At 64.9% G+C, this 7,198-nt stretch carries 7 protein-coding genes and 1 pseudogene; 5 read left to right on the top strand and 3 right to left on the bottom strand.

Annotated elements, in window-relative coordinates; genetic code table 11:
• Nucleotides 1-46: 46 nt before the first annotated feature.
• The gene (locus tag ABD301_RS42590; protein ID WP_425551998.1) at nt 47-211 is read right to left on the bottom strand and encodes a helix-turn-helix domain-containing protein; all 165 of its coding nucleotides are present in this window, start codon (nt 209-211) and stop codon (nt 47-49) included.
• Nucleotides 212-487: 276 nt separating this feature from the next.
• Nucleotides 488-877 carry an STAS domain-containing protein gene (locus ABD301_RS30350; RefSeq protein WP_344313718.1) on the bottom strand — a complete coding sequence of 130 codons (390 nt, stop codon included), beginning with the start codon at nt 875-877 and terminating at the stop codon, nt 488-490.
• Between the two features lie 264 nt (nt 878-1,141).
• Here ABD301_RS30350 and ABD301_RS30345 point away from each other — a divergent pair, with 264 nt between their 5' ends.
• Nucleotides 1,142-1,822 (top strand): hypothetical protein, encoded by a 681-nt coding sequence (locus tag ABD301_RS30345; protein WP_344313716.1) that lies wholly within the window; start codon nt 1,142-1,144, stop codon nt 1,820-1,822.
• Between the two features lie 184 nt (nt 1,823-2,006).
• Here the strand turns inward: ABD301_RS30345 and ABD301_RS30340 are convergent, their stop codons facing one another.
• The gene (locus ABD301_RS30340) at nt 2,007-2,159 is read right to left on the bottom strand and encodes a hypothetical protein (protein ID WP_163567044.1); all 153 of its coding nucleotides are present in this window, start codon (nt 2,157-2,159) and stop codon (nt 2,007-2,009) included.
• A gap of 718 nt (nt 2,160-2,877) precedes the next feature.
• On the opposite strand from ABD301_RS30340, the pseudogene ABD301_RS30335 reads away from it, so the two are divergent.
• The 4 genes and pseudogenes from ABD301_RS30335 to ABD301_RS30320 form a co-directional block, all read left to right on the top strand.
• Nucleotides 2,878-3,587 (top strand): annotated as a pseudogene (locus tag ABD301_RS30335) (transposase); the annotation flags it as partial.
• A gap of 181 nt (nt 3,588-3,768) precedes the next feature.
• Nucleotides 3,769-4,275 (top strand): SigE family RNA polymerase sigma factor, encoded by a 507-nt coding sequence (locus ABD301_RS30330; protein ID WP_163567041.1) that lies wholly within the window; start codon nt 3,769-3,771, stop codon nt 4,273-4,275.
• Nucleotides 4,276-4,278: 3 nt separating this feature from the next.
• Nucleotides 4,279-5,628, top strand: a complete 1,350-nt coding sequence (locus tag ABD301_RS30325; protein ID WP_344313715.1) for a WD40/YVTN/BNR-like repeat-containing protein — start codon at nt 4,279-4,281, stop codon at nt 5,626-5,628.
• A gap of 358 nt (nt 5,629-5,986) precedes the next feature.
• Nucleotides 5,987-7,195, top strand: coding sequence for a cytochrome P450 family protein (locus ABD301_RS30320; protein WP_344313713.1), 1,209 nt, complete (start codon nt 5,987-5,989; stop codon nt 7,193-7,195).
• Nucleotides 7,196-7,198 lie beyond the last annotated feature (3 nt).

The raw sequence follows: 7,198 nt of genomic DNA, 5'->3' as shown, positions 1-7,198 counted from the left end.
CCTTCCGACCAACCAACAGGCCAGTCGATCTTGGTACACCTCCGGCTTACACACTTGGCATGACACGCCCCCGGCAGCGCGCCGCCAACGCCACCACCTCAGCCCGCACCGCCGCCCCATGTACTGGCGGGCGACCGCTGCGCGGCCGGTCGATCAATCCCCCCACGCGATCAGCGGCGAACCGACGTCGCCAGGTTCGCGCCGTATCCACGCACACACCCCAGGCGTTGGGCGATGACCCACGTTGGGCTCACCGCCCGCAGCCGCCAGCACAATCAGCGCACCCAACCGGCCCCGATGCTCAGCCCGCCCCGATCAGGCCCGCACACTCAGGATGCTCTGCTCTGCTTGGCCTCGGGCAAGAGGATCACCCACGGACTGGACATCGACATGATGCCCGAAGGCCTCACCTTCCTCGCCCACGACGTGCACAACACCGGGTTTGAGCAACTCAGCGACCTCGTTCGACGTGCTCGACACCCACCGGTCAGCGTTCCGGCGGTGCGGACTCCCTGGTGGACGACAACGCCTCGGCCAGAGTGGAGTAGACAGCCAGTACGCCGTCCAATCCAGTCACCTCCAACGCCCGCACGACGGCCGGTCCCGACGCGACGATCCCGACCGGCATCGCCGCCTCGTTGTTGGCCGTCACCAGGACATTCAAACCCGCCGAGGCTAGGAAGGTGACCGCGCTCAGATCGAGGATCAGCCTCCCGGGCTGCTCGACCAGCGCAGCGGCGATCGCCGTCCCCAAGTCACCGGCCGTCGTCATGTCGATTTCACCGATCACGCCCAGCACGGTCGTGGCAAGACCATCCGTGCGTTGCTTGGTACGCAGCAACGAACTCATTCGCTCCGCCGGATCCGTCGAAGGCACATCGACATTATGCCCGGCCTACAACGTGACCGCTATGAGCTAACACCAGCGAGGCACTGGTACCGCCGCGCGATCCCTTCACGCCACACCACCTCGTCAGATCAGCGTCTCCACCCCACGCCCACCCCTACCTTTCGGCCGCGCCAAAAGACGCCGGACCCTCCGCCGACCACAATTAACGCCCGTCGCGCGGTGGTCGCACGGCCCTCCGGGTTGGCGTGCGGTTACAGGTTCTCTTAAGACTCGCCGGTTAGCGTGCGTCGCATGCTGAGGGTAGAGCCGGATTTGACGCCTGCCGCGTACGTGGTGCGCGCGGGGATACGTGGAATAGGCCTGGCGGTCCTAAGGGCCATGGCCCCAACCGGGCTACTTGGCTTCTTCGTAGCGGTCGCTGCCCTTACGGACGGATGGGATTTGTTTCGGTCGGTCTGGGTCTGGCTCACGATGGCTTTCTTCCTGGCGGTCGCCATCCTCCTCTGGTGGCAGGTCATCCAAGCGACAGCAGCCGCAGCCCACCGGGAACTGCTGTTCGCGATCGACCAGCAGGGCATCTTTTTCGGTGCCGACACGTGCGGCAGCGGAAGCGCGGGCTGGATACCGTGGCCGAAGATCCGCGTGGTCGAGTTCTTCAAAGAGAAGGAGGCAAACTACAAGGGAAACTCGACCGTCTATCGTTGCATCGGCCTGCGAACGGCCACCGACATCGGATACGGCCACGGTGTCCCTCCAGGCTACGTCCACGCCGGTCGGCCTTTGCGCGCTATGGCTCCGCCTGGGAGGCCGGCGGACAGTACCCGCCGGTTTGCCTACCGGCAGATGGAAGGATGGCGCGCCAACCGCAGAGCCGTAACAACTGCGCTCGCGCGGTTCGCCCCTGACGTTCAAGTAGTGACAGCACCAACCTGTATAACTGGCAGCGTCATGCCGGGTGACTCCGGGCTATGACAAGCCGTTCGGCCACGACGAGATCCAGAACCTAGCGGGAGTTTTCCCTGAAGTTGATCTTGCTAGGACGACAAGGTGTGGACAAGGCATTGGGCAGGCCGCCGATTTTCGGCGAACCGCCCTCTTTTTGTTGTTGTGTTTGGCGATTCTGTGCTGGTCGGCCAAGTTTTGCTGTATCAGGGCCTCACTCAACGCTCTCCGGCGTCAGGATGGCTTGCGCCACGTACGCGGCTTCCTGTATGGCCTCGTCGGGGTCGGTATCCAGGGCGCAGGCGAAAACCTCGTACGCGCGGCGAGTCTGTTTCTGTTCAGCTCGTACTGCATCGCGGTCGGCCACGGCTGGCCGCTCTCTTCCCGCGCGTCGCGCTCATCACGCAGGTACGCATACCGGTCCTCTGCCTCACCCTGAGCGTCCGACAGGAGGCGGCGTAGCGTTGAGTCGCCGAAACGGCCAGCACCTAACGCTTTCACCACCTCCGCCGCCTCCTGCACGGGTACGCGCTCGCTCAGGAGGCAATCAACCACCATGCGCACAACCTCGAGCGCTGTCCGCCGCTGGACGGCCGCACCAGCCGCGCTCAGCCGCACGGACAGCGGCGGGTTAAGCCGTTGATAGGACTTCACCGTTTCGGCCCTCCAGATCGACGATTGCGCGCATTAAGGGGTCGTGTGGTCGGCCCTAACGGTCGCGGTCCCGGTGTGATCTTGGGTGGCTGGTAGTCCGGCGGCGGCGGTTGCAGCGGTGTCAATGCCTTGGTGCCCTCCGCGCGTAACTCCGGCTGGCATTTGCGCCAGCAAATAGGAAAACTCGCGGCCACCGACTCCAACCGTACCCCGTCCATCTCCACCGGTTCCCCCCGTTCTCTGCGTTCGTCGTTAGCCGCTCGCAGTCGTCGGACCGTATGGACTAGCCTCGGGATTTCGTCTGTTGGCTGGTGACACGGCGTGAAATGCACGGAAGTGCCTGTCCAGTGCGGGAAACTTGGGATTGCGCCGTCTCAAGTCACTGCGTCTGGAAGGCACTCCGTAGGTGAAAGGGTAACAGGGTTGGCGGGTTGGTTTTGGATCCGGTTCGCGAGTCGTTGGTGTCCTGGGCGGGTGGGTTGTTGTTGCGGCAGACGATCGGGTTGTCCGGGGTCAGGCGGGCGTTGTCGGCGGCGTTGGCGCCATGGCGGGGCCATCGGGCCACGCATGATCCGGGGAAGATCGTGGGTGATATCGCCACCGCGGTCGCGTTGGCTGGTGACTGCTTGGCCGATCTGGCGGTGGTGCGGGCTCAACCTGCGTTGTTCGGTCCCGTGGCCAGTGACCCGATGGTGTCCCGGCTGGTCAGCACATTAGCCGCTGATATCGACGCGGCGCTGCCCGCGCTGCGTTGCGCGCGGGCTCAGGCGCGCCGCGCGGTCTGGGCTCGGTGTCGGCCGCTGGCTGGTCGTGCTGGTAGTCGCGATGGCGGGCAGGTGATCGTGGATCTGGATTCGTCATTGGTGACCGCGCATTCGGACAAGGAACGGGCTTCGCCCACCTACAAACGTGGGTTCGGGTTCGCGCCGATGTGCGCGTTCGTTGACCACGGCGAGTACGGAACCGGGAAAGTTTGGTGTTGCAGTTGCGTCCGGGGAGCGCGTCGCCGTGGGACAAGCAGGACCACATCCAGGCACTGGATCTGACGCTGGCCCAGTTGCCGGACGACGAACGTGGGCAGGTGCTGGTCCGCGCCGATTCCGGCGGGTGCTCCAAGGCGTTCCTGCATCACATCACCGATCCGTGGCGACAGGACGGAAACAGATACGTACCAATATTGGGTTACTGTCGGGCGCGTCAAGAGGCCTACCGGGAATCGTGCGATGTCGGCCAAACATGCCCGTCTGAGATCGCCTGGAACCCGACCGTCCGGTCATCTGTCATCCCTGGTGACAATGCTCCTGATTTCGACACGCGGGGGGATGAGCGACCGGACACCGGACGCGGACCTCGATCACATCTTCCGGAACACGCACAGACGGTTGCTGGTCAGCATGTACGCGTTGACCGGCAACATGACCGAGGCGCAGGACGTGGTCGCCGAGGCGTTCGTACGGGCCGTCTCCAAGCGCGAGAACATCCTCGCGGCGGACAGCCCGGAGGTTTGGCTGCGTACCGTCGCGCGGAACATCGCGGTCAGCCGCTGGAAACGTGCGAAACACTTGGCGCTGCTGCTCAGGCGGGCGGCCGAGCCGGATCCGGTGGTTAACGGAGTGTCTCCCGACCGGGTCGCGGTGATGGCGGCGATCCGCCGATTGCCGCGCCCGCAGGCCGAGACGGTGGCGCTGCACTACATCGCCGACCTGTCGGTCGTCGACATCGCGGTCACCCTCGGGGTCTCGCAGGGCACTGTCAAATCGCGGCTGTCCCGCGGCCGTGCCGCCCTCGGTTCGCTGCTCGCGGACGATCTGACCAAGGCAGGTGCATAAACTATGACTACGCCAGCAGATTTCTTTGATGTACGAGAGAAAGTCGACGAGTTCGGTGCCTTTCCCGATCTCGCGTCGATTCACCGAAAGGGCCGTACGCGGCGCCGGATCAGGCGCGGCGGCTGGGTACTCACCCCGGTCGCGGTTGTGGTCGTAGTCGCACTCGCCGCGTACCAGGCGCCCGACACCGATCGCTCGTTGCCGCCGGCCACAACTCCCTGGACGCCCCCGACGGGCACGCCGCCGGTGCTACCGCCGGCCGTACACGGCCCGCTGCATGGTGTGAAGATCGCGGCTGACCAGCGGATGGAGCTGCTCTCGAGCGCGACAGTCGACGAATGGCGGACCTACGCGCTGACCCGGACGAAGGAAGGGAAGTTCGCGCTGACGCGGACGCTCGACGGCGGGAACAGCTGGCAGGCGTGGACCCTGCCCGCGGAGATCCCGAATGCGGTGAACACCTCCGACGGCAATCCAAGCGAGCCGGCCGGCCCCGTCGCTGGCAACGGGCAGACGGTGACCATCGGCGGGGACTACATCAGCCTTGACGCAGGGCAAAGTTGGACGCACCGGTCCGCCCTTGGGGCGGCGGTCGACCAGATTCCGGCCGGCTGGCGAACTACCACGTATCTCAGGAGCTCCGGATTTCTCAGCGTCGCGGCGCAGGACCCGAGCAGCGGCGTGCAGAAGCCGCTCACTCACCAGCCGCCGCAGCAGCTCGTCGAGGAAAGCAATCTGGGGACATGGTGGAATTCCGCAGGTCACCTGCGACAAGCCACTGATGGATCGTTGTGGACGCTGGTGAACAAGGATGTCCTCGACACGCCGGCGGCCTCGCATTCGTCCCCGGCGATCAGCCACAACGCTGGCCGCAGCTGGACACTCGTGGACCAGATTCCCGTTGATGTCGTCAGCGTCGACAGCCTCGACGGCCGCACAGCGTACGCGGTTGGCCGGATCGGCGGCATTTTCGTTTCGAAGGACGGCGGCACCAGCTGGGATCAGGTTTCAGCCCGTGGTCTGCCCAACCGCCGGCTCGCTGGCTGCGTAGTATGGCCCGACGGCTCACTACTGGTCAGCGCGTACGCACCAGGACAACCTGAGGATGCTCAGATCTGGATCAGCAACGACACTGGCCAGACCTTCACCCAGGCCGTCGGTGCCGGCCACGTCGAATGGCTCGGCCGCACCGCCACCGACGGCGTCGTCGCGAACGTCCAAGTCCAGAAGGACCCCGGCCCGCAGGCGCCCGCAGCGTGGCTGGTCAGCCAGGACGGCGTGCACGGGAACGCGGCACCCGATCCGCCCAACATCTACGTCATCCCGGCTCGCGGCAAAACCATTGGCGGCTGATTCCTCGACACTGCGCACCGACTCGTACCGTCGGCTGGATCCACCGATTTGCGACTGAACGGCTCGCCTCGTGGCCAGCACGTGCCCGCTGACCAGGCCGCGCTACACCGGTCTTCGCTCGCAATATGTCCGGCAGCATCGAACATTTCTGGTGGGCCAGCGCAAACTCCACTTGCCGACGGGAAGGCCATCCTGAGGTTCCCGCAAACCGTGAAGGACTTCCTACACGGTTCTGTGGAACCTCACGAACTGGGTCCCCCGGCCGCAGCTGGACCATTCGGGCAGGGACTGGCGGTGGGGGTGTCGGATCGGGGAGTACGCCGGCAGGATCGGGGCATCACGTGAGAGGAGAAAGTGGGTGCCGCGTCAACTGCCGGTGGACGAGCTTGTCAGCGATCCCTATCCGATCTACGCGGCGTTGCGTGCCGAGGGTCCGGCGGCGGCGGTGGAGGTGCGGCCGGGGTATCAGGTGTGGATGGTCACGCGATACGTGGAAGCACGGCAGGCGTTGGCGAATCCTGCGCTGGGCAACGATCCGGGCAACGGGCGCTGGATGGCGGATGTGGTGGGAGACGCCGTCAACGCGGCAATGAACAAGCACTTGCTCCGTGCCGATCCGCCCGATCACACCAGGCTGCGGCGGTTGGTGTCGAAGGCTTTCAGCGGGACGCGAGTGGCCGCGCTCGCGCCGTGGATCAGTAAACTGGCCGACGAACTGCTCGACCGGATCGAACCCGGCGAGAAGGTGGATCTTCTTGACAGTTTTGCACTTCCGCTGCCGCTTCAGGTGATCTGCGAGCTGCTCGGCATCCCGGCTGGCGATCGGCATCTGTTCCGCGACTGGTCGGACGTGATCATCTCCGGCGCGCACCAGCGGGATCGCTATAAGGACATGGCCGAGGCGCTGGTCGCATACGTTCAGCGGCTGACAGCGGTCAAGCGCGCGGATCCGCAGGACGACCTGCTGTCGGACCTGATCTCGGTACGCGACGATGACGATCAACTGTCCGATCAGGAGCTCACCGCGATGGTCGTGCTGCTGCTTTTTGCCGGCCACGAAACGACCATGAACCTGCTCGGTACTGGTCTTTTCCTTTTACTGACCCATCCGGAGCAGTGGGCGGCACTGCGCGCGGATCGTTCGCTCGTACCTGCGGCCGTTGAGGAAATGCTGCGTTACGAGGCGCCGCTGCGAACCGCGTTTCCCAGATATGCGCGCGAAGGCGTACAAATCGGCGACGTGACGATCCCGGTGGGAGCGGTCGTGATGATCGCGCTCCAGTCCGCCAATCACGACGAGCGCCGATACGTTTCGAACGACGACTTCGACCTCGCGCGTACGAGCGCGACCCATCTCGCTTTCGGCCATGGCATTCATTTCTGCGTCGGCGCTCCGCTCGCTCGGTTGGAAGGCCGGATCGCTTTTAATGCATTGCTCGATCGGTACGAGTCGATCTCACTCGCCGTTCCGCCAGAGGATCTGCGCTGGCGTTTCAGTACGTTGATCAGGGGCCTCGAATCGCTGCCGGTCATCGGCACCGAAGCGGTATCCCGGCAGCGGCAGTAAAAT

Source organism: Fodinicola feengrottensis (assembly GCF_039530045.1).
GTDB classification, from domain to species: Bacteria; Actinomycetota; Actinomycetes; order Mycobacteriales; family HKI-0501; genus Fodinicola; species Fodinicola feengrottensis.
The sequence above is the reverse complement of the archived record's forward strand: the minus strand, read 5'-3'. Positions and strand labels throughout refer to the sequence as shown.